Raw genomic sequence first — 17,956 nt, 5'->3', positions numbered from 1 at the left:
GTCTAATCTGGCTGCGCTAGACAGAAATCTACCGGGTTAACGGTTCTAATCCCATCAAGCGGAAGTAGTGTTTAGCGATCCTCTTAGTTTGGTAACGACAACAACGTCCTAAAGGAAGTGAGCGTCCGACGGATCGATCGTTACCGTCGCTTCCTCTCCGACTGCGAGATGCGCCCTATTCATGGCGGTCTGAGCTTCCACGTTGAAAATAATACCATTCGATTGCATCACGTATCGTACGATATTTCCTGCGACGACCGTTTCCACGACGGTTACTGCGACGTCGAAGAGGCTTGAACCTCCCGAAGCCCTGCCGATCTTGAACATATGGGGATGGATGACCGCCGTCTGGTCGAAATCCCGGCCGATCAGCCGACTGAATTCTGCCGCGCTGAGGATGTTGGCATTGCCGATGAATTTCGCGACGAACAGGTCGTCCGGGCGGTAGAATATCTCCGGGCCTGATGCCGTCTGGGCGATGCGGCCCTTGTTCATCACGGAAATCCGGTCGCCGAGCGACAGGGCCTCGTCCTGATCGTGGGTGACGAGAATGCTGGTCAGGCCCGTTCGGCGCTGGATGCGCTTCAACTCGTCACGCAGGCGTTTGCGGATCTGGGCGTCGAGCGCCGACAAGGGCTCGTCCAGCAGAAGCAATGATGGCTCTAGGACGAGTGCGCGCGCCAGTGCCACGCGCTGTTTCTGCCCGCCGGAGAGTTGGCGCGGGCGGGAATCGGCCTTGTCCTGCAGCGATACGATGTCCAGAACCGCATCGATCTTGTCGCTGATGACCGTGCGAGCAAGGCGGCGCTGTTCGAGCCCGAAGGCGAGGTTCTGGCGTACCGTCATGTTGGGGAACAGCGCATAGTGCTGGAACACCATGCCGATGCCGCGATCTTTTGGATGCAGCTTTTCGATGGCAAGGCCAGCGAGATGGATTGCGCCTTTGTCCGGCTGAACCAGTCCGGCGATGGAGCGTAGGAGCGTGGTCTTGCCGCAACCGGAAGGGCCGAGCAGAACATGCATTTCACCCTGCGCCACCGAAAGATCGATGCCGTCGAGAATGACATTGTCGCCGTAGCGCATGCCGATGGCGGAAAGGTCGAGATAGGTCATGATTTTGTCTCCGTTCGCCAGACGAGCCGGAACGCGGCGAAGGTGATAAGAAGCGTGATGAGGAAGTAGACGGTGACGATGACGCTCGACAGGCGGCCGCTGAGTTCTCGCTGTGCGAACATGTACATCTGCAGTGTTTCGAACTGGCCGCCGACCAGCATGCGAGCGTAGACGAATTCGCTCATCAGGCCTGCGAAGTTCAAAACGACGGCGAGCGCGATACCCGGAAAGATCGAGGGAAGGATCACCCGGCGCAAAAGTCTTGCATCGCTGATGCCCAGCAGCCGGCCTGCTTCGAGAAGTTCAGTCGTGTCGAGCGCCTGCAGGCTGTTCTTGACGTTGATGTAGAACATCGGAAAGCAGAGCGGCACATATGTCAGGACAAGCACGATCGGCTGGCCGCTGAACTGCAGAGGCGGGGCGGAAAAGACGCGGAGATAACCGACCATCAGGATGATGGTGGGGACCGCATAGGGCAGGATCACCAGCCGCGCCATCCAGGTATCGAGTGTCGGCCAGTAGAGGTGGGCGGTGATGACGGCAGGTACGATCAGCAAGCAGGCCAGAAACAGTGCCAGTCCGGCGACAACGGTGGAACGCAGCAAGGCCGATTGAAACCGTCCGTCCAAGAGTATGGTCTGATAGGCGTCAAGCGACAGGCCGTTCGGCAGGATACCGCCGGTCCAGCCGGTGGCGATCGAGTTGAGGAAAGTGGCAAGGACTGGCAAGAGCATCAGGATTGCTGCAAGCCAGAGGGTTGCTGTCATGGCCGGATGGCGGGTTACGGTCATCGCTTATCCCCCTTCAGCAAAAGCTGGCTGATAACGATCGGCACGACGAGAACCAGAAGCAGCGCAATAGCAATGGCATTGGCCAAATTGGGATCGGAAAACACGTCACCCGAAACAAGTTCGCTGATGCGGATGGTGACGACGTTGATGCTGGTGCCAGTCAGCGCCAGCGTGGTGGCGTAGGTACCCATCGCGTTTGCTAGGAGAAGTGTAGCGATGGCGATCATCTGTCGGCCAACCACCGGCAGACCGACGCGCAACCAGAAGCGGGTGGTGCCGACCCCGATAAGGCTCGCGGCTTCCTCAAGCTCCGTCTCGATGCCGTCGAGAACAGGGATAATCAGCAAGACCGCAAGAGCGATCTGGAAATAGCAGTAGGCGATGATGAGGCCGGTCAGCGAATAGACGTTGAATGAGCCGATCAGACCAGACGCTTTTAGGACGATTGTCAGAGTGCCGTTCAGGCCAAGAAGGAAGACCAACGCCATCGCCAGCGGCACACCGGCGAGATTGGCTCCGATATTGGCCAGCGCCATCGCGACACGGCGTGTGCCTCCCTTACGGTAACGAAGGCTGACCGCGATCAGGAAGCCGAAGATCATGCCGATGGCCGTTGTTGAGAAGGAGATCAGCAGCGAATTGACAAAGCTCTGGCCGTAATAGGCGCTCGTCAGGATTTCGGCATAGTTTCCGAGTGACCAGGCGCCGCCTTTACTGAAACTGTCGATCAGGACGTTTGCCAGCGGCCAGACGACCAGTCCCGCCAGCATCAGAAGAAAGGGCGCGGCCAGAAGCTTCATGGCCGGAGAGGAATGGTGGCTCATGCGCGAGCCATATCCGGATTCAGCAGGGCCGGTACGGAAAGCCCGTGATTTTCGACGCCGAGCAGTTCGCAAATCAGCCCTGCAAGCTCTGTCTGCTTCGGCTGCACCGCCGCATCGAGCGTAAAGACGTCTGCGCCGACCGTGTAGAGCGGCACGGTCGCCTCGTCCTCATGCGGACCACCATGATTGCCGTCGTCGCTCATGCCATGATCGCTGGTGACAATGACGGTATAACCCGCCGCACGCCATTGCGGCACATAACGGGCGAGAAGATCGGCGGCGTTGCGGGTGGTGTCGCGATATTGGCGGGACGCGCCGCCATGCTTGTGGCCGATGTCATCGATGTTCATCGGATGCAGCAACAGGAAATCCGGATTGTGCCGGCGGATGAGATCATCGGCATCGGCGAACAGGTGATCGTCCGGATAATGATCCTGCCAGTAGAAGGCCCCATGCTGGATGCCGCCGTCGGAATTGGTGATGCGACGGAATTCCGGGCTGAACGGCGCCTGGTTGTAGAGCTCGAAATACCAGTGATAGGCGGCAGCCGATGTCACCAGACCTGCCTTGCGGGCCAGCGAAAAGACGTTGTCGAAATTCGAGCGGCGCACCACGCAATTGCTGGTCACGCCATGCACGACTGGCGGCAGGCCGGTCATCAGCGTTTCGTAAAGCGGGCGGGAAATCGACGGCAATTCGCTGTCGACGCGATAGACCTGCGCTTCAGCGCCTGCGACCAGAGCTTCCATGTAGCCGAGGCATTCGCGTGCGGTGGAATACCGGAGGCCATCGAGAATGATGAAGATCGTGCGCTTCGTCATGAAGCTGGTCCTTTTCGCTGAATTCAATGCAAGAACGTCTCGCGGAAAAATCCGCGAGACGGGATGTTTGACGAAAGATTGTGTCGCCGGAATTACATCTTCGGAGCGACGAGATCGCGCCACAGCTGCGAGATTTCCTTGGCGGCATCCGAGGTCCACAGCGTCGGGTCGATCGGACGGGCAGCCTTGTACTGGTCGGACGGCAGCAGCTTTTCCTTGGCGTCGGCCGGCAGTTCGATATGGTCGAAGCGGATCGGACGGGCGTAACCGCGGGCAAGGTTGATCTGGCCGGCATCGCTGAGGATATATTCACGGGTCAGCTTGGCGGCATTCGGGTTTTTCGAATGCTTGTTGATGATCGTTGCGTAACCGCTGGTGACCGAACCGTCCGAAGGAATGATGACCTTGAACTTGTCCTTGCCGACGACGTCGCGGTAGTTCAGCGCGTTGAAGTCCCAAAGCGGCGCGACCTGGATTTCGCCGCGTTCCATCAGCGCCGGAGTGACGCCGCTGCCGACGACACGACCCTGTTCTGCCAGCTTCTGGAACAGTTCGACACCCGGGCGCAGGTTCTTCTCGCTGCCGCCTTGCGAAACGGCCGCGGCGAGGATCGAGGCGTTGTCCTGTGCGCCGGAACCGACCTTGCCCATGGTGACCTTGTAGTCGCCTTTCAGGAGATCTGCCCAGGAGGTCGGCGGGTTGGCGACGTCTGCGGACACGAGGAAGGCGATCGTGCCGGTATAGCCGATAACCCAGTTACCTTCGGCGTCCTTTGCCCAATCAGGGATCTGGTCCCAGGTGGTGGTCTTGTAAGGCATGGTGACGCCGCGGGCGAGCGCGATCGGGCCGAATTCAAGGCCGACGTCGCCGATATCGGCGGTGGCGTTGACACCTTCATTGGCAAACTTGGCGATCTCTTCGCCGCTGCTCATGTCGGTGTCGGAATACTTCAGGCCGTATTTCTCGGTCAGTTGCTGCCAGGTGTCTTTCCAGTTGGCCCAGCCGTCCGGCATGCCGACACTGTACACGGCGCCTTCCTTGCGGGCGGCTTCTTCGAGAGCGGAAATGTCGTTGGCGGCGGCAATGCCGGAATAGGCCAGAACGCCGAGGGCGGGCAGGGCCAGGAAAGTGCGACGGAACATGTTTCACCTCATTGGTATAGACCAGATGCGTGATCCTATGCCAAACTGTGATGACAGACGCATGACGGGTGACGAATGGCTGACGGCAGCACAAACGATATGATCACACAGCGTTCCTCGAAACTTGAGCAGGCGATCAGAGTCGATTTAGCCGAAGGTCGTCTGGCGGTGGATCGACGCTTGCCGCCTGAGCGCGAACTGGCGGAACGTTATAGGACAACACGCATCACGTTGCGCGAAGCACTTTCTCATCTCGAAATGGATGGTCTCATCTACCGCGAAAATCGCAGGGGGTGGTTCGTTTCCGATCGTCGACTGGTGTATAATCCGCTGTGGCGGACGGACTTTCAGCGCATGACACGGGAGCAGAACCGGCAGGCAAGCACCGAACTGATCGAAGCCGTCAGTGCGGTTGCCCCGGATGATATCTGCGCATTGCTGGAGCAGCCTTCCGGAACGGAGTTCTGGCGCATCCGCCGCCGCCGGCGGGTCGATGACCGTCTTGTCGTCTTCGTGGAGCATCATCTCAGCAAAACGGTTTTTGCCGACATACTAGAGCAGGACCTGACCGGTTCGCTGACCAATCTCTATCGCGAAAAATACGCGCTCGAATACGGCGACGTTTCCTTCGAGATCAACCCGATTGCACTGACCGGCATGCCGGCGGCAGAACTGCACTGTTCCAATGGCACGTTTGGTTTGCAGATCGTGCGCGTCAATCGTGACCAAGCAGGCCGCATTCTGGATTGCGACGCCGAATACTGGCGACATGACGCCGTCTCTATCCGGATCGATACGAGGGATGGAACTCCATAGGATATCGTGCAAAATCCGTGCATGTTGCTCGCCATGCTGGGAAGAAAATATGACGCTGAGGAATGCGGCGTGTGCGATCCGTTTCCTGGCGTATCCGGATCACGAAGCCTGACCACTTCGATGAAGGCGTTCGGCTTTATCACAGTCGAGCCAAGTTCTCTTATCGAGGCAGCAAAGCCATCGATTTCAGCCGTTTTCCCGTCGCGCATCGATGGCCGATACGCAGGCCCGGCATCGTCAAATGCCGAGCCTAAACGATAGGCATGTCACCGATAGTTATCGGGAACGTACATTTCCGTTGGGACCGGTGAGCGGTTGTAGTCCGCATTTCGCGCTCGCTCGGGGAGCGTAACCGTAGACTTCGGAACATCGCCGTACGGAATCTGCTGCAAAAGGTGGGAAATGCAGTTCAATCGCGCCTTGCGCTTGTCGACTGCGTCCACCACCCACCATGGCGTTGCCGGCCTGTGCGTACGCTCGAGCATTTCTTCTTTGGCCTTGGTGTATGTCTCCCAGTGAACCCGGCTTTCGAGATCCATTGGCGACAGTTTCCACTGCTTCAGAGGATCCTGGATACGCATGTTGAAGCGGAATTCCTGCTCCTCGTCCGTGATCGAAAACCAGTATTTCACCAGAATGATCCCTGAACGCACGAGCATGTCTTCAAACTGTGGGACCGACTGGAAAAACTCTTCCAGTTCGTCCTTGGTGCAGAACCCCATGACGCGTTCGACGCCTGCTCGGTTATACCAGCTACGGTCGAAAAGCACGATTTCGCCTGCGGTCGGAAGATGCTGCACGTAGCGCTGGAAATACCATTGATGACGCTCGCGCTCGGTTGGCGCGGGGAGGGCAACGACCCGGCAAACACGTGGATTAAGACGCTGGGTCACGCGCTTGATGGCACCTCCCTTGCCGGCTGAGTCACGGCCCTCGAAGATCACCACGACCTTCAGTTTCTGATGCTGCACCCAGTCCTGCAACCTGACGAGTTCGTGCTGAAGTCGGAACAGTTCCTGGAAATAGATTTTCCTGTCGAGAAGCTTCCCGACAGATGGCTGCGCCTCGCTCGCCATCAAATCATCGAGACGCTCTTCCTCCATCTGCAGCTCGAGCTCTTCGTCAAAGCTGTCGGCGATTTCCGCCTTGATGCGGTCCAGTTGGTTCGGATCTGTCATGTTCATCGCGATGGTCCTTGAAAGAGGCTGAACGAAGCTACCGGATTTAAGACAGCGCTCATATCAGCCGCATGACGGCGATCAGATGGTCGGGCCTGTCAGACATTCCACCGAGAAATGAACCACCCACGGGTATGGTTTTCTGATCAGGGCTTGCTTGAGGAATTGGCCTTTTCTCTTTTGCGCCGCTGCGGCCAACTGAAGGTGGACCGGAACCTGCTGAAGGAAGCTTGCCGCGGGGGCTTGGGAAACCTGGCCGATGACCTTGATCCAGTCATCATGACCATCGGGGGTGATGGACGGCGTTAAACAGAAGGATACCTCCGAACGAAACGAACGCGACCAAGCGGTGACCATCTCAGTTGCAGTGACGTTTGAGCGCCCCTCGACGTATCTTCGTCGAGGAGAGGGCGCTCTGAAAGCCCTGCTGTTCGCCAACCATATCCCGCCCGAACCGTCTGGTCGGGCGCAAGGCCAAGGTTATTAAACGCCTTGGAGGAGGGTTGTTTTTACTGCTGGGCCGATGATGTCATCATCATGGTGCTGCGCACCGCAATCAAAACGATGACAACCGCGCTGCTTCAGCAGTCACACGAATTGCCTGAGCGCCACGAATAGACCAAAGGCGATCGCAATCGACGCCGGCAACGTCAGTACCCATGCAAGCAGCATGTTGCGAACGGTCGACCATTGCAGGCCTGAACCGTTGGCAGCCATTGTGCCTGCCACGCCGGATGACAGAACGTGTGTGGTCGAAACCGGAAGGCCCAGATGATCGGCGGCGCCGATGGTTGCCATTGCAACCACTTCAGCGGCGGCACCTTGTCCGTAGGTGAGGTGAGTCTTGCCGATTTTTTCGCCCACGGTTACCACGATCCGCCTCCAGCCAACCATGGTGCCAAGGCCAAGCGCTAGGGCGACCGCAACCTTGACCCATGGCGGGATAAACTTCGTGGCGTCATCCACGGCGTGATGATAGGTTTTGACCGCCTCAAGATCAGCCGCTTGCATCGGCAGCAATTTGTTCTTGTCGATCAGTTTGAGTGCTTCTCCGATGAGATAGATCTCATTGCGCATGTTCGTAACAAGCGACGTCGGTACCGCTTCCAGGGTCGGGTATTTGGAAATCTCTTCGCTTGTCGAGTGGATAAACTGTTGCAAAGCGAGCGTCGTCGTATCGCTCCACGTTTTGTTCTGAACCGCGTGAGCGACCTCTGCCTGGGCGTCCGTTACGGTCGCGCCGGGCTTTACGTATTTCTGCAACGCTGTCTCAACTTGCTGGGATGCACTCTCGTAAGCGTCGAGATATCGGCTGTCGGGCGTGCGGTTAAGGGCAAATGCAGTTGGTACCAAGCCAATCAGAATCAGCATGATCAGACCCATGCCCTTTTGTCCATCATTTGAGCCGTGCGCAAAGCTCACGCCGGTGCAGGTAAAGATCAGCAACCCACGGATCCACCATGGCGGCGGTTGATTGCCCTTCGGCTCCTCATAGAGCTGCTTGTTGCGCACGAAGAACTTCATGGCCAGAAGAAGAAGCGCGGCCATGCCGAAGCCTATCAATGGCGATATGAGCAGGGAGAGGCCGATGCTGCTGGCTTGGGACCAATCGACACCGCTCGTTGCGGTTCCCTGTGGCGCCAGAAACTGATTGGCGAGACCAACACCGATGATCGAGCCGATCAAAGTGTGCGAGCTGGATGAGGGCAGGCCAAGATACCAGGTCCCCAGGTTCCAGATGATTGCACCGATCAGCAATGCAAACACCATGGCCAGTCCCGAACCTGAGCCTACTTGCAGGATGAGTTCAACGGGAAGCAGGGCCAGTATGCCAAACGCGACCGCTCCGCTGGACAGCAATACGCCGAGGAAATTGAAAAAACCTGACCAGATAACTGCCAGCTCTGCGGGCATGGATCGCGTATAGATGACGGTGGCGACGGCGTTTGCCGTGTCATGGAATCCGTTGACGAATTCGAACCCAAGGGCAATCAGAAGGGCCAGTCCGAGCATGAGCCACGGAACGGAATGTGCAACCTCGAGGTCCAGAGCGAGCTCGTAGCCAACGTAACTTACGCCGATCAGAAGAACCGATGCGAATATCGGAAGAAATACACGCCCCCATTTCGAGCGATGTTCAAGGGGATGATAGGTCTGGTTCGAATTTGAAGATGAAGCAGTTGCGTCCGTCACGAGTGGACTCCGACGTTATCAAATCTCACTATTGTTAGATCTGCTGGATGAACGTCTTGTGACGCCTGCATCGACAATGGCAGACTTGCGCATTGCGGTAGTGTTTGACCCGCAGGACATGGTTGGGCGTGGACTACATATCGACACGCTTGGAACCAGGGCGGTTCAATTCCATTCGAAGGCAAAGGCGGAAATGGTCATGAAAGGAGCAATTCGTTCAGCTTCTGTCCCAGCTCCGGGTATCCAACGCTTCCGGCCGCAGCCGGAAGATTGACCCATTTCATTTCTCTCAGCCCTTCCTCCCGAAATGTTTCAAGGCACGCTTCCACATGAACGACATGAAGTTTCACAACGCGCCGTTTGAGTTCGCCAATCTTCGAATAGCGATATTCGCCGATAGATGCTGGGTCTGCCGAGCCCATAATCCCCGCTTCCTCGAATGCCTCCCTTTGCGCAGCCTGCCACGATGTCTCACCGACTTCCACATGACCTTTGGGTATGCCCCAGCGGGTTCGCGCTCTATTCGAAATCAGCAAGATTTGCGGAGCGCCATCGACAAACCGCACGCATATGGCCGCGGCTTGCGCAGGGGCGAGCCACTTGTCGACGGCAATTGCGATTGTCGCTCGAAGCTGTTTGAAACCAGATGTTGCGAGCATATTGACACTCTTAAATCAGATGTAAGCCAAGATATCAGGCAACCCTGATATAGCCGCCGCCGGCGGGTCGGACTTCTGCGGCACGGATTTCTTTCAGCGCGCACGTGCCGAATTCAACGCCGGTAGATGAGATGTCGAGAATATTCTGCGAAGAGTTGAACCCCGCTGCGGACCCTACACAGCACAACGGGGCGGCCAAAGTGGCAAGGCCGCGCCGCATCAATATTCCGGCGATCTCCAGATGGACGGCGGCAGCGTCTCGGCAATTTTCCAGCCACCAAGGCGTGCGTTTACGCCGTCGTTGGGCATGCGGTAATATTGCTCGGTCGCGATATTTGAGCAGCCTCCGAGGAGGCCGATGGTTTTTTGTTTCAATGGGCGTAGCACAGTCTTGTCCCTTCAGCTTTTGCCATTGGGTACATCGACAAATCACGACCGTCTTGAACGCATTTGATGCCGGGAGAACGCGCCTGGTGTCACGCCGTAGACGCGCTTGAACCAACGCGTCAGATGGCTTTGATCGGCAAAGCCCGCAGCCTGAGCCGTATACCCGATAGGGATGCCTTTCGCCATCATGTCCTTTGCCAGGCGGGCGCGCGTCACCGAAAGAAACTGAAACGGCGACAGGCCGTAGACGGCTCGGAACCGGCGTGAAAGGTGTTCGGGAGAGATGCCGGCAAGGGCTGCCAGCTGCGCAAGCGTGGGCGTTGTGGCGGGGTCATCGGCCAGACGATCATGCACGATGCTGATGGACGCAGGCGCGAAAAATGGCAAGGACACGAGCGAAGCGGCATGTTGCGCGTGCGTCTCGGAAAAGATTTCCACCAGCAGTTCAGTCAGGTCCAGCGGGTTCTCAAGCGCTTCCCGGAGGCGAAAGCCGGCTGCCTTTCCTGTATGCAGTCTGTGCCCGCCGATGCGGCGATCAACGGTGGACAGGTCGAACCCGGTGGCCTCCGCGATCTGGTCGACGGTAAGGTAGATGGAGTGATAGTGCCAGCCAATGTCGTCCACAGTTTCGGCGGCATGGAGTGTTTCCGGTCCGATCACCAGCAGATCGCCCGGCATGATGCCGAACTTCTGCTTGCCGCAACTCGCCAGCTTTCGCCCGGCCGTATAGGCCGCGATGACAACTTCCGCGTGGCGGTGTGGTGCATATTCGAACCGACGGACGCTGCTTTCCAACATGTCGAAACCGCCGAACGCGTTGGTGCGGGAGATCGTGACTGAGTTCGTCGTCATGCGAAATCAACCGGCATCCGTCATTCCGCTTCGACCGCGGCAAGCCATGCCCGCAAGCCGTCGTCGAGGTGCGCGCGCAATTCCGGTGGCAGGCCTGCGATCAGCCGATGCTGGTTTGCCACATGCTCTGTGACGACCCGGTCGATCAGCTCGAAGCCGAGCGGTGTCAGCGCCACGGCCTGGCCACGGCCATCTTTGGGGTCGGTCTGGCGGGTAATCAGAGCCGCAGCCTCCAGCCGGCAGAGACGGTTGGTCATCGTGCCTGACGTCACCATCGTCGATTCGATCAGAGCCGATGGGCTGAGCGTGTAGGGAGCGCCGGAGCGTCGCAGCGTCGCCAGAACATCGAAACCGGCGGCAGTGAGGCCATGGGCTTCATAAACGCGAACGAGTTCCGTTGCCAGATGGTCGGTCAGCCGCTTCAATCGGCCGAACGTGCCCATGGGCCCGACGTCCAGATCGGGGCGTTCATTATTCCATTGGGCAAGAATACGGTCGACATGATCCATGCCGCAATCGATACCGTATTTTATCTTGACGTCAAGAAATTCATATAATATCTCGACGTCAAGATAAATGGAGCCGACATGTCCAGAAACGCCGATCTTATGCTGGCCGCGATGGCGCCCGTCATCTGGGGCACGACCTATATCGTCACCTCCCAGATGCTGCCGCCGGGATATCCGCTGACCGACGCGATGCTTCGAGCATTGCCGGCGGGACTCCTGTTGATGGCGGTGACGCGGCAGGTGCCTCCCGTGACGTGGCTGGGACGCCTCACTATCCTCGGCGCTCTGAATTTTACAGTGTTCTGGGCCGCTTTGTTCATTGCAGCCTATCGCCTGCCGGGCGGGGTTGCCGCAACGCTGGGTGCGATCCAGCCGCTGATTGTGCTGCTTCTGGCGCGGGCCATGTTGGGAACGACGCTGACCGCGAAGAGCCTGCTGACTGCCGTGGCCGGTATCGGTGGCGTTGCGCTACTTGTGCTTGGGCCGACGGCGCAGCTCGATGGCGTTGGTGTGACGGCGGTGTTGGTCGGGGCGCTGTCCATGGCCTTTGGCGTGGTGCTGACCCGTAAGTGGAAGCCGCCTGTTTCGGCTCTGACATTTACGGCCTGTCAGCTGACGGCCGGCGGTATCCTGTTGCTGCCAATGGCGTTGTTCCTGGAGCCCGCCCTGCCTCAACTGACGGCGTTGAATGCTGCGGGTTTCGTATGGCTTGGGCTGTTCGGTGCAGCGCTTACCTATTTCCTGTGGTTTCGGGGGATCGAGCGTGTCGGCCCGCAATCGGTGACCGGGCTCGGTTTTCTCAGTCCGTTGACGGCCGTGTTGCTGGGTTGGATCGTTCTGGGCGAGACATTGTCCCCCCTTCAGGTGTTGGGCGCCATCATCGTTTTGGTTTGCGTCATAGCGGGCGCCCGTCAGGCCGGCACAAAGACGCTGGCAAAGGGCACGTGATATGACATTCGAAAATACGCAAGCGAAGAGCGATCGTCTGCCGATCGGTGGTTTGCTGGCATTGGCGATGGCCGGTTTCATCACCCTCATGACCGAAGTCATGCCGGCCGGCCTTTTGCCGCAGATCAGTGCCGGCCTGCAGATCGATGAAAGCATGGCCGGGCAACTGGTCACCGCCTATGCTGCGGGTTCATTCGTCACGGCTATACCGATGATGACGCTGACACAGGCGATGGCGCGCCGCAGTCTGCTGCTGATCGCCATCGGTGGTTTTGCGCTGGTCAACATGGCGACCGCCTTGTCCTCCCATTACGGGCTGACGATCGCGGCACGATTTCTGGCCGGCATGTTTGGTGGGATAGTCTGGGCACTGCTCGTGGGCTATGCTGCGCGCATGGTGCCGGCCCGGCTTGCGGGACGCGCCATCGCCATGACCGGGATCGGGGCGCCGCTCGCCTTTTCCGTCGGAGTTCCGCTCGGCACGTCGCTAGGGGCATTCGTCGGCTGGGATGTGGCCTTCATGCTGATGAGTGCCGTCGCCTTAGGGCTGATGATATGGGTTCGCGTCGGCTTACCGGACTTTCCCGGTCAAAAAAGCGATGATCAGACCTCGACACTGACCGTGCTTGCCATGCCGGGACTGGGAGCGATCCTTGTCGTCATGTTCGCCTTTGTTGTCGGTCATAACATTCTTTACACCTATATCGCGCCGTTGCTTGGCCCATCGGGTCTCTCCGGGCGCGTCGATCTGGTGCTGCTTGTTTTTGGCCTGTCATCGCTTGCCGGCCTGTGGATCGTGGGGGCTACGATCGATCGCCATCTGCGCCTGCTGGTGTTGACGAGCCTATTCGTCTTTTGCGCGATTGCTATCGCATTCGGGCTGGCTGGCGCCTCCGTGCCGGTGATGCTGGTGGGCGTTGCGCTCTGGGGCGCTGTTGCCGGTGCGGCACCGACCTTGTTCCAGACGGCAGAGGCACGCGCTGCGGGCGACGCAACGGATGTTGCCCAGGCGATTTTCGTGACTGTCTGGAACAGTGGCGTGGCTGTTGGCGGCTTTGCCGGCGGCCTGCTGCTGGCCGGTTTCGGAACGTGGTCGCTGAGCTGGGCGGTGCTGTTTCTGCTCGTTCTGGCAATGACTATTGCACGCGCCGCATCGGCCGGGTTTTCCCGGTAGCGGAGTGATGGGCGGCGGCGCCTCTTTTGTCAGCTGGCCGAAAATTCCTCAAGTGCGTTGCCCGTCAGCCGGTAACGCAGCCATTCCGGCATAGGTTGGGCGCCGATGGCGTCATAGACCTTGATCGCCGGTTCGTTCCAGTCGAGCACGCTCCACTCGAAACGGCCACATCCGTTTTCGACGGCGATTTTTGCCAGATGCTTCAGCAATTGCTTGCCAGCACCGACGCCACGCGCCTGCGGGGTAACATAAAGATCTTCCAGATAAAGACCGTTGCGCGCCTGCCAGGTGGAGTAATTGAAGAACCAGATCGCCATGCCGATGGGTTTGCCGTCGAGTTCGGCAATCAGCCCGCGTGTGACCGAATTCGGACCGAATACCGAAGCCTCGATCAGTTTGATCGTTGCCGCCACCTCATGCTCGGCCTTTTCGTAGATCGCCAGTTCGCGAATGAAATGCAGCAGCGTTGCGGCGTCGGTTAGAACGGCTTCACGTATGGTCAATGTCATGGAGGGGATCGGTTTCAAGGCGTTTGCACAGAGGAATGATGTTCAGCAGATCAATCGTTTAGCGACAATTCTGTGCCAAGCCAAGCGAGATAGGCCTTGATCGCAACCTCATCCCGTTGGCAGTACGACCACTTCAAGTGTTTGCGAACGGTAATAAAGCCGGCCTGTTTCAGAATGTCGAGATGGCGGCTGACCGTCGGCTGTGCAATCGACAAGGCCTCTGCAATCAACGTCATGCAAACGCCAAACTCGACCGCGTCGGCCGACCATTGGTGGCCGAAATGCTTCTTCGGTTCGGCAAGCAGACGTAGGATCGTCAATCGCTGCTCGCTCGCCATTGCCTTGATTTGGGTTGATCTATCCATCCGCGACATCATATCGTCATATAGCGAAATTGCAATGTGAGTCGATGCGATGCTTGAACTTTCCGATACGACCTTCATCGAAGGCAACGCCGTGCGTTGGGGCAAAATCGGCAGGGGACCTGCTCTTGTCGCTATCCACGGAACGCCTTTCTCGTCGCAGGTCTGGAGAAGGATCATTCCGTATTTTGCCGAGCATCGCACTGTCTACTACTTCGATCTGGTCGGTTATGGCCTTTCGGAGCAGCGCGAGGGGCAGGATGTGTCGCTGGGCATTCAGAACAGGGTGCTTGCAGCGCTGTTTGATGAATGGAAGCTTGGCCGCCCGGATGTGCTGGCGCATGATTTCGGCGGCGCGACGGCCCTACGTGGTTATTATCTCAATGGCTTGCGTTATCGCTCGTTGACGATCTTCGATGCCGTCGCCCTCGCGCCATGGGGATCCCCGTTCGTGCAACATGTGCGCAGCCATGAGGCGGCGTTTTCAGAAATGCCTGACTACATGCATCGGGCACTGCTCAGGGCCTATCTCCAGACCGCTGCGCATACGCCGTTGTCCGAAGAGGCGATGGATATCTATTGCGCACCATGGCTGGGGCCTGTCGGTCAGCCGGCATTTTATCGGCAGATCGCTCAGATGGACCAGGCGTATACAGACGAGATCGAAGGGCTTTACGAGGAGATGGATTGCCCGGTGACTGTGATGTGGGGTCAAAACGACGGCTGGATTCCGTTTGAAAAGGGCGTCGAGCTTGCCACTGCGATTTCCAGTAAGGAATGTATGGCGATCCCGGAAGCGGGGCATTTGGTGCAGGAAGATCGGCCCGAAGCGATCGTCGCTGCCGTTCTGAAAAGGATCATGATGTGATGGTTTGCAAGGGCGCTTGGTTCTGACGAAGAACAACGGTTTGTAGTAACAGGCGCGAGCGGAGGCGTTCAGTCGCTCAACGATTGATCAGATTGATCTTCAAGGAGATCAGAGAGTTGGTCGCCGGAGAACAGCGTCGTCGTGAGTTCATATCCGTTCAAGCTAAAGACTGGGGCTATTCAACCCGGATGCGAAATGCTCTTCACATTCGGGTTGAATGGCTCAATCCGCCTTATGCCGCTTCCCAGACTTGATTGAGGATCTTAGCAGCAAGAGCAGCCTTGTCCTGCGGCAGGAAGCGGCCGTAGTGCTGCTGCACGACATCGGGCGTGTCCTGAATGGCGTAGCTCGCCTGCTCATATGATCCGGTCTGCTTCAGGATATGCGTCGCAAGAATGTCCCGCAGGTTATGGAGCCCATGCGGCAGCAGTCCCTTGATTGCACCTCGTCCGGTGTAAGGATTGTAAATGCCGTATCGTTGTATGACCGTCCGCCAGGCTTCGTAGAAGGTGGTGGAGTTGTAAGCCGCATCGATGCTGATCGTTTTCACCGTTTTGACGAAGAGGGTGCCGGGATCTTTGGCACCATCTAGCAGTGCAGCTCGATGGCGATCGATATAAGCATCGAGATATTTGTATAGGTCAAGCAGGTCCGGCAGGATCAGTCGAAATGGCTTCTGCCCGAAGAAGGATGAGCCCGAGTTCTTGAATGCGACTGATGGGATCAGGACTTCCCTCCCATGATCGCGATCGCTCCAGCGTAGCTCGCCACATCTCATGTCCTCAAGCCTGCGTTCCGATGTCGGGTGATGCCCACGCGGACAGACACGCAACTGGCGAAGGTTCTTCTGTCGAAGACCGAGATGCAATCCAAGACGGAGAAGCAGGAATGAGCGTACGGCTTCGGCCGCCGACCGAGGATATCGGCTTTCATCCGGCATGCGTTTCAGAATTTCATCGGTGATCTTGCGATATTCCGCCAGTGGACTGTCCGCTTCAAGGACACACATGATCGGTTCGAATGGATCGCGATGGACGCGCATGACACGCTGTATTTCCTTGGATCGGTTGGCGGCATGCGAAGCAGGAATGAGCGTACGGCTTCGGCCGCCGACCGAGGATATCGGCTTTCATCCGGCATGCGTTTCAGAATTTCATTCGGTGATCTTGCGATATTCCTCCAGTGGACTGTCCGCTTCAAGGACACACATGATCGGTTCGAACGGATCGCGATGGACGCGCATGACACGCTGTATTTCCTTGGATCGGTTGGCGGCATGGCGATGAAACGCATCGCAGGCACCATGCCAGTCGCGGCCTGCGAACTCGATCTCTTCGTGCTCAATCAAGCCTTCGATAGGTCTGACGTTCTTGAGCAGTTCCGGATGCTGTCGAATTCAGCCGACATCGGCGCGAGTAAGAGCCTGTGCTACCATCAGCATGTCTTCTTCCCATTTGGTATAAAAGCCGCGGCGCTGTTCGCGCCATTGAAGGTACCAATCCCAAACGCCGGGGAAGACAAGGAGGCCGAAGCTCAAATGGCTGACTGGCACGCCGCGACCTTTTACGGCACCGTTTGGCGAGGCGGCCAGCGCGCCGAACATCAAGCCAAGATGTTCGATCTTCTGAGAGGCCGTTTCCTCACCCCAGACGCCATTTCGTTGGAAACCAATCGCAGTCAGTGTCGAGGTTTTGAAACGGATGAGGTCAGCCATTTCCATGGCAAGTCTCGGTGGCGCGTCGACGACGCCGGAGAGTAGATCAGGATCATCAAACTCAGGCACTACATTCTGATTTTCGCCGACGGCGCATGCCAAGGATCTGGGCGATAGAGGACTTCCGCCATATGTTACTCCGGGGAAGCGGATGGCATAACGCTGCTTGACGGCCGCTGCCTGATACCGGCGGTATTCCGTCGCGCCGGAAATGATCACCCGGCGTACCCAATCGACGATCTCCTGACGCTTGGTAAAGGGCAGGCTGCTGAAATCATCCGGAAGATGCAACGACATTCTGCGCCGCTCAGCCGGACTGATATCACCGAGGTCATGACCATAAAGCGAGCGCGCCTGATGCGGCAGCTTCTCCTTGAAATATCCTTCAGAAAGTCGATAGCGTCGCTCGATGCGTCGCAGGATTTCAAAACTTGCGACAGATCTTGGCACGCGCTCGCCTTGGATCCACGATAGTAGCGTCTTGTTGTCGAAAGTCTCATTCAGTTGCACAACGGCGCGGTAGAGTTGCCAGTAGGTGTCGCCGAAGCGGCGCATATGATAGGCCAATGCATCCTGAAAACTTGCCGGGTCTTTTTCCGCTTCGAACAGTGGTTCAGGGAACGGACTGATTGGTTTCGGTGCAGGCCCGCGCGTTGGCGATGTAGAGCGGGCAAAGGTGCCGTCTGCCGCCGCGCGTTGCGGCTTTCTGGTTGACGATGCGGAACTTGTGTTCTTGGCGGGTGCAATCTTGCCCAAGCGGACTGTTGGCTTTGGTGTCCGCCTCTCTTCAGTTGCTGATGTTGCGCCGAGCCATCGGATAATGGCATCCAAGCCCGGCCGGAGCTGCTTTTTCAATTCAGTGGTCAGCTCAGCTTCGATTCCACAGGCCTGTCTGATCGTGGACCAGTCGATGCGACCATTCAGGAGTGGGGGCGATTTCCGGTATATGATCAAACTGACCAGATAGGGACGGATGTTCTCCAGTACCCGCCTGGATGTGTTCGGCGCTATACGCAGCTCGCAGAATTCGGATATCTTTCGCTGAAAATGGCGTGATGAAATGTCTTGTTTGGGCATGCTTATTCCGTTTCTCTCG

At 57.8% G+C, this 17,956-nt stretch carries 17 protein-coding genes and 2 pseudogenes; 4 read left to right on the top strand and 15 right to left on the bottom strand.

Going from position 1 to position 17,956, the window contains the following annotated elements; translation table 11 throughout:
• Positions 1-108: 108 nt before the first annotated feature.
• The 5 genes from GAO09_RS26515 to GAO09_RS26495 form a co-directional block, all read right to left on the bottom strand.
• The gene (locus GAO09_RS26515; protein ID WP_153359510.1) at positions 109-1,113 is read right to left on the bottom strand and encodes an ABC transporter ATP-binding protein; all 1,005 of its coding nucleotides are present in this window, start codon (positions 1,111-1,113) and stop codon (positions 109-111) included.
• Positions 1,110-1,904, bottom strand: a complete 795-nt coding sequence (locus GAO09_RS26510) for an ABC transporter permease (RefSeq protein ID WP_209018860.1) — start codon at positions 1,902-1,904, stop codon at positions 1,110-1,112. The genes GAO09_RS26515 and GAO09_RS26510 overlap by 4 nt, the downstream gene beginning before the upstream one ends.
• Positions 1,901-2,728, bottom strand: coding sequence for an ABC transporter permease (locus GAO09_RS26505; protein WP_153359508.1), 828 nt, complete (start codon positions 2,726-2,728; stop codon positions 1,901-1,903). Before GAO09_RS26505 ends, GAO09_RS26510 begins: the two co-directional genes overlap by 4 nt.
• Positions 2,725-3,549: an alkaline phosphatase family protein gene (locus GAO09_RS26500; RefSeq protein ID WP_153359506.1), complete on the bottom strand. Its 825-nt coding sequence runs from the start codon at positions 3,547-3,549 to the stop codon at positions 2,725-2,727. The genes GAO09_RS26505 and GAO09_RS26500 overlap by 4 nt, the downstream gene beginning before the upstream one ends.
• Before the next feature lie 92 nt (positions 3,550-3,641).
• Positions 3,642-4,691 (bottom strand): ABC transporter substrate-binding protein, encoded by a 1,050-nt coding sequence (locus tag GAO09_RS26495; protein ID WP_153359505.1) that lies wholly within the window; start codon positions 4,689-4,691, stop codon positions 3,642-3,644.
• Positions 4,692-4,790: 99 nt separating this feature from the next.
• On the opposite strand from GAO09_RS26495, the gene GAO09_RS26490 reads away from it, so the two are divergent.
• Positions 4,791-5,507, top strand: coding sequence for a UTRA domain-containing protein (locus tag GAO09_RS26490; protein ID WP_153359503.1), 717 nt, complete (start codon positions 4,791-4,793; stop codon positions 5,505-5,507).
• Positions 5,508-5,773: 266 nt separating this feature from the next.
• On the opposite strand, the gene ppk2 is transcribed toward GAO09_RS26490, so the two are convergent.
• The 6 genes from ppk2 to GAO09_RS26455 all read right to left on the bottom strand — a co-directional run bounded on the left by ppk2 (position 5,774) and on the right by GAO09_RS26455 (position 11,285).
• A complete protein-coding gene (gene ppk2, locus GAO09_RS26485; protein ID WP_153359501.1) occupies positions 5,774-6,691 on the bottom strand; it encodes a polyphosphate kinase 2 in 918 nt (305 codons plus the stop codon).
• Positions 6,692-6,766: 75 nt separating this feature from the next.
• A complete protein-coding gene (locus GAO09_RS26480; protein ID WP_153359499.1) occupies positions 6,767-7,042 on the bottom strand; it encodes a hypothetical protein in 276 nt (91 codons plus the stop codon).
• A 231-nt stretch (positions 7,043-7,273) separates the two neighbouring features.
• A complete protein-coding gene (locus GAO09_RS26475) occupies positions 7,274-8,878 on the bottom strand; it encodes an inorganic phosphate transporter (RefSeq protein ID WP_338015105.1) in 1,605 nt (534 codons plus the stop codon).
• Between the two features lie 197 nt (positions 8,879-9,075).
• Complete coding sequence (locus tag GAO09_RS26470; protein ID WP_153359497.1) at positions 9,076-9,537, bottom strand: NUDIX hydrolase; 462 nt, start codon at positions 9,535-9,537, stop codon at positions 9,076-9,078.
• 429 nt (positions 9,538-9,966) lie between these two features.
• Positions 9,967-10,776 (bottom strand): helix-turn-helix transcriptional regulator, encoded by an 810-nt coding sequence (locus GAO09_RS26460; RefSeq protein ID WP_153359495.1) that lies wholly within the window; start codon positions 10,774-10,776, stop codon positions 9,967-9,969.
• Between the two features lie 20 nt (positions 10,777-10,796).
• Positions 10,797-11,285, bottom strand: a complete 489-nt coding sequence (locus GAO09_RS26455) for a MarR family winged helix-turn-helix transcriptional regulator (RefSeq protein ID WP_153359493.1) — start codon at positions 11,283-11,285, stop codon at positions 10,797-10,799.
• 78 nt (positions 11,286-11,363) lie between these two features.
• Here GAO09_RS26455 and GAO09_RS26450 point away from each other — a divergent pair, with 78 nt between their 5' ends.
• Together GAO09_RS26450 and GAO09_RS26445 are read left to right on the top strand one after the other, a co-directional pair.
• A complete protein-coding gene (locus GAO09_RS26450; RefSeq protein ID WP_153359491.1) occupies positions 11,364-12,233 on the top strand; it encodes an EamA family transporter in 870 nt (289 codons plus the stop codon).
• A gap of 1 nt (position 12,234) precedes the next feature.
• Entirely contained in the window at positions 12,235-13,407 is a 1,173-nt protein-coding gene (locus GAO09_RS26445; protein WP_153359489.1) for an MFS transporter, read from the top strand.
• Positions 13,408-13,436: 29 nt separating this feature from the next.
• Here the strand turns inward: GAO09_RS26445 and GAO09_RS26440 are convergent, their stop codons facing one another.
• Together GAO09_RS26440 and GAO09_RS26435 are read right to left on the bottom strand one after the other, a co-directional pair.
• Positions 13,437-13,916 (bottom strand): GNAT family N-acetyltransferase, encoded by a 480-nt coding sequence (locus GAO09_RS26440; protein ID WP_153359487.1) that lies wholly within the window; start codon positions 13,914-13,916, stop codon positions 13,437-13,439.
• 50 nt (positions 13,917-13,966) lie between these two features.
• A complete protein-coding gene (locus GAO09_RS26435; RefSeq protein WP_209018859.1) occupies positions 13,967-14,359 on the bottom strand; it encodes an ArsR/SmtB family transcription factor in 393 nt (130 codons plus the stop codon).
• Between GAO09_RS26435 and GAO09_RS26430 the strand changes: the two genes are divergently transcribed.
• Positions 14,331-15,146: an alpha/beta fold hydrolase gene (locus tag GAO09_RS26430; RefSeq protein ID WP_153359485.1), complete on the top strand. Its 816-nt coding sequence runs from the start codon at positions 14,331-14,333 to the stop codon at positions 15,144-15,146. The two genes, GAO09_RS26435 and GAO09_RS26430, sit on opposite strands and share 29 nt — an antisense overlap.
• A 232-nt stretch (positions 15,147-15,378) precedes the next feature.
• Here GAO09_RS26430 and GAO09_RS26425 read toward each other — a convergent pair.
• Positions 15,379-16,224: pseudogene (locus GAO09_RS26425) on the bottom strand (hypothetical protein); the annotation flags it as partial.
• Positions 16,225-16,425: 201 nt separating this feature from the next.
• Positions 16,426-17,937, bottom strand: a pseudogene (locus GAO09_RS26420) (hypothetical protein); the annotation flags it as partial.
• Between the last annotated feature and the right edge of the window lie 19 nt (positions 17,938-17,956).

The sequence above is a fragment of the Endobacterium cereale genome (assembly GCF_009617585.1).
In the GTDB taxonomy this organism is placed as follows: Bacteria; Pseudomonadota; Alphaproteobacteria; order Rhizobiales; family Rhizobiaceae; genus Neorhizobium; species Neorhizobium cereale.
The sequence above is the reverse complement of the archived record's forward strand: the minus strand, read 5'-3'. Positions and strand labels throughout refer to the sequence as shown.

What these genes read in the sequence shown, in the direction of transcription:
- GAO09_RS26430 (WP_153359485.1), top strand. Translation starts at nt 14,331, where the DNA reads ATGCTTGAACTTTCCGATACGACCTTCATCGAAGGCAACGCCGTGCGT.
- GAO09_RS26470 (WP_153359497.1), bottom strand. Translation starts at nt 9,537, where the DNA reads ATGCTCGCAACATCTGGTTTCAAACAGCTTCGAGCGACAATCGCAATT.
- GAO09_RS26495 (WP_153359505.1), bottom strand. Translation starts at nt 4,691, where the DNA reads ATGTTCCGTCGCACTTTCCTGGCCCTGCCCGCCCTCGGCGTTCTGGCC.
- GAO09_RS26515 (WP_153359510.1), bottom strand. Translation starts at nt 1,113, where the DNA reads ATGACCTATCTCGACCTTTCCGCCATCGGCATGCGCTACGGCGACAAT.
- GAO09_RS26435 (WP_209018859.1), bottom strand. Translation starts at nt 14,359, where the DNA reads ATGAAGGTCGTATCGGAAAGTTCAAGCATCGCATCGACTCACATTGCA.
- GAO09_RS26500 (WP_153359506.1), bottom strand. Translation starts at nt 3,549, where the DNA reads ATGACGAAGCGCACGATCTTCATCATTCTCGATGGCCTCCGGTATTCC.
- GAO09_RS26445 (WP_153359489.1), top strand. Translation starts at nt 12,235, where the DNA reads ATGACATTCGAAAATACGCAAGCGAAGAGCGATCGTCTGCCGATCGGT.
- GAO09_RS26450 (WP_153359491.1), top strand. Translation starts at nt 11,364, where the DNA reads ATGTCCAGAAACGCCGATCTTATGCTGGCCGCGATGGCGCCCGTCATC.
- ppk2 (WP_153359501.1), bottom strand. Translation starts at nt 6,691, where the DNA reads ATGAACATGACAGATCCGAACCAACTGGACCGCATCAAGGCGGAAATC.
- GAO09_RS26460 (WP_153359495.1), bottom strand. Translation starts at nt 10,776, where the DNA reads ATGACGACGAACTCAGTCACGATCTCCCGCACCAACGCGTTCGGCGGT.
- GAO09_RS26480 (WP_153359499.1), bottom strand. Translation starts at nt 7,042, where the DNA reads ATGGTCACCGCTTGGTCGCGTTCGTTTCGTTCGGAGGTATCCTTCTGT.
- GAO09_RS26440 (WP_153359487.1), bottom strand. Translation starts at nt 13,916, where the DNA reads ATGACATTGACCATACGTGAAGCCGTTCTAACCGACGCCGCAACGCTG.
- GAO09_RS26455 (WP_153359493.1), bottom strand. Translation starts at nt 11,285, where the DNA reads ATGGATCATGTCGACCGTATTCTTGCCCAATGGAATAATGAACGCCCC.
- GAO09_RS26505 (WP_153359508.1), bottom strand. Translation starts at nt 2,728, where the DNA reads ATGAGCCACCATTCCTCTCCGGCCATGAAGCTTCTGGCCGCGCCCTTT.
- GAO09_RS26490 (WP_153359503.1), top strand. Translation starts at nt 4,791, where the DNA reads ATGATCACACAGCGTTCCTCGAAACTTGAGCAGGCGATCAGAGTCGAT.
- GAO09_RS26510 (WP_209018860.1), bottom strand. Translation starts at nt 1,904, where the DNA reads ATGACCGTAACCCGCCATCCGGCCATGACAGCAACCCTCTGGCTTGCA.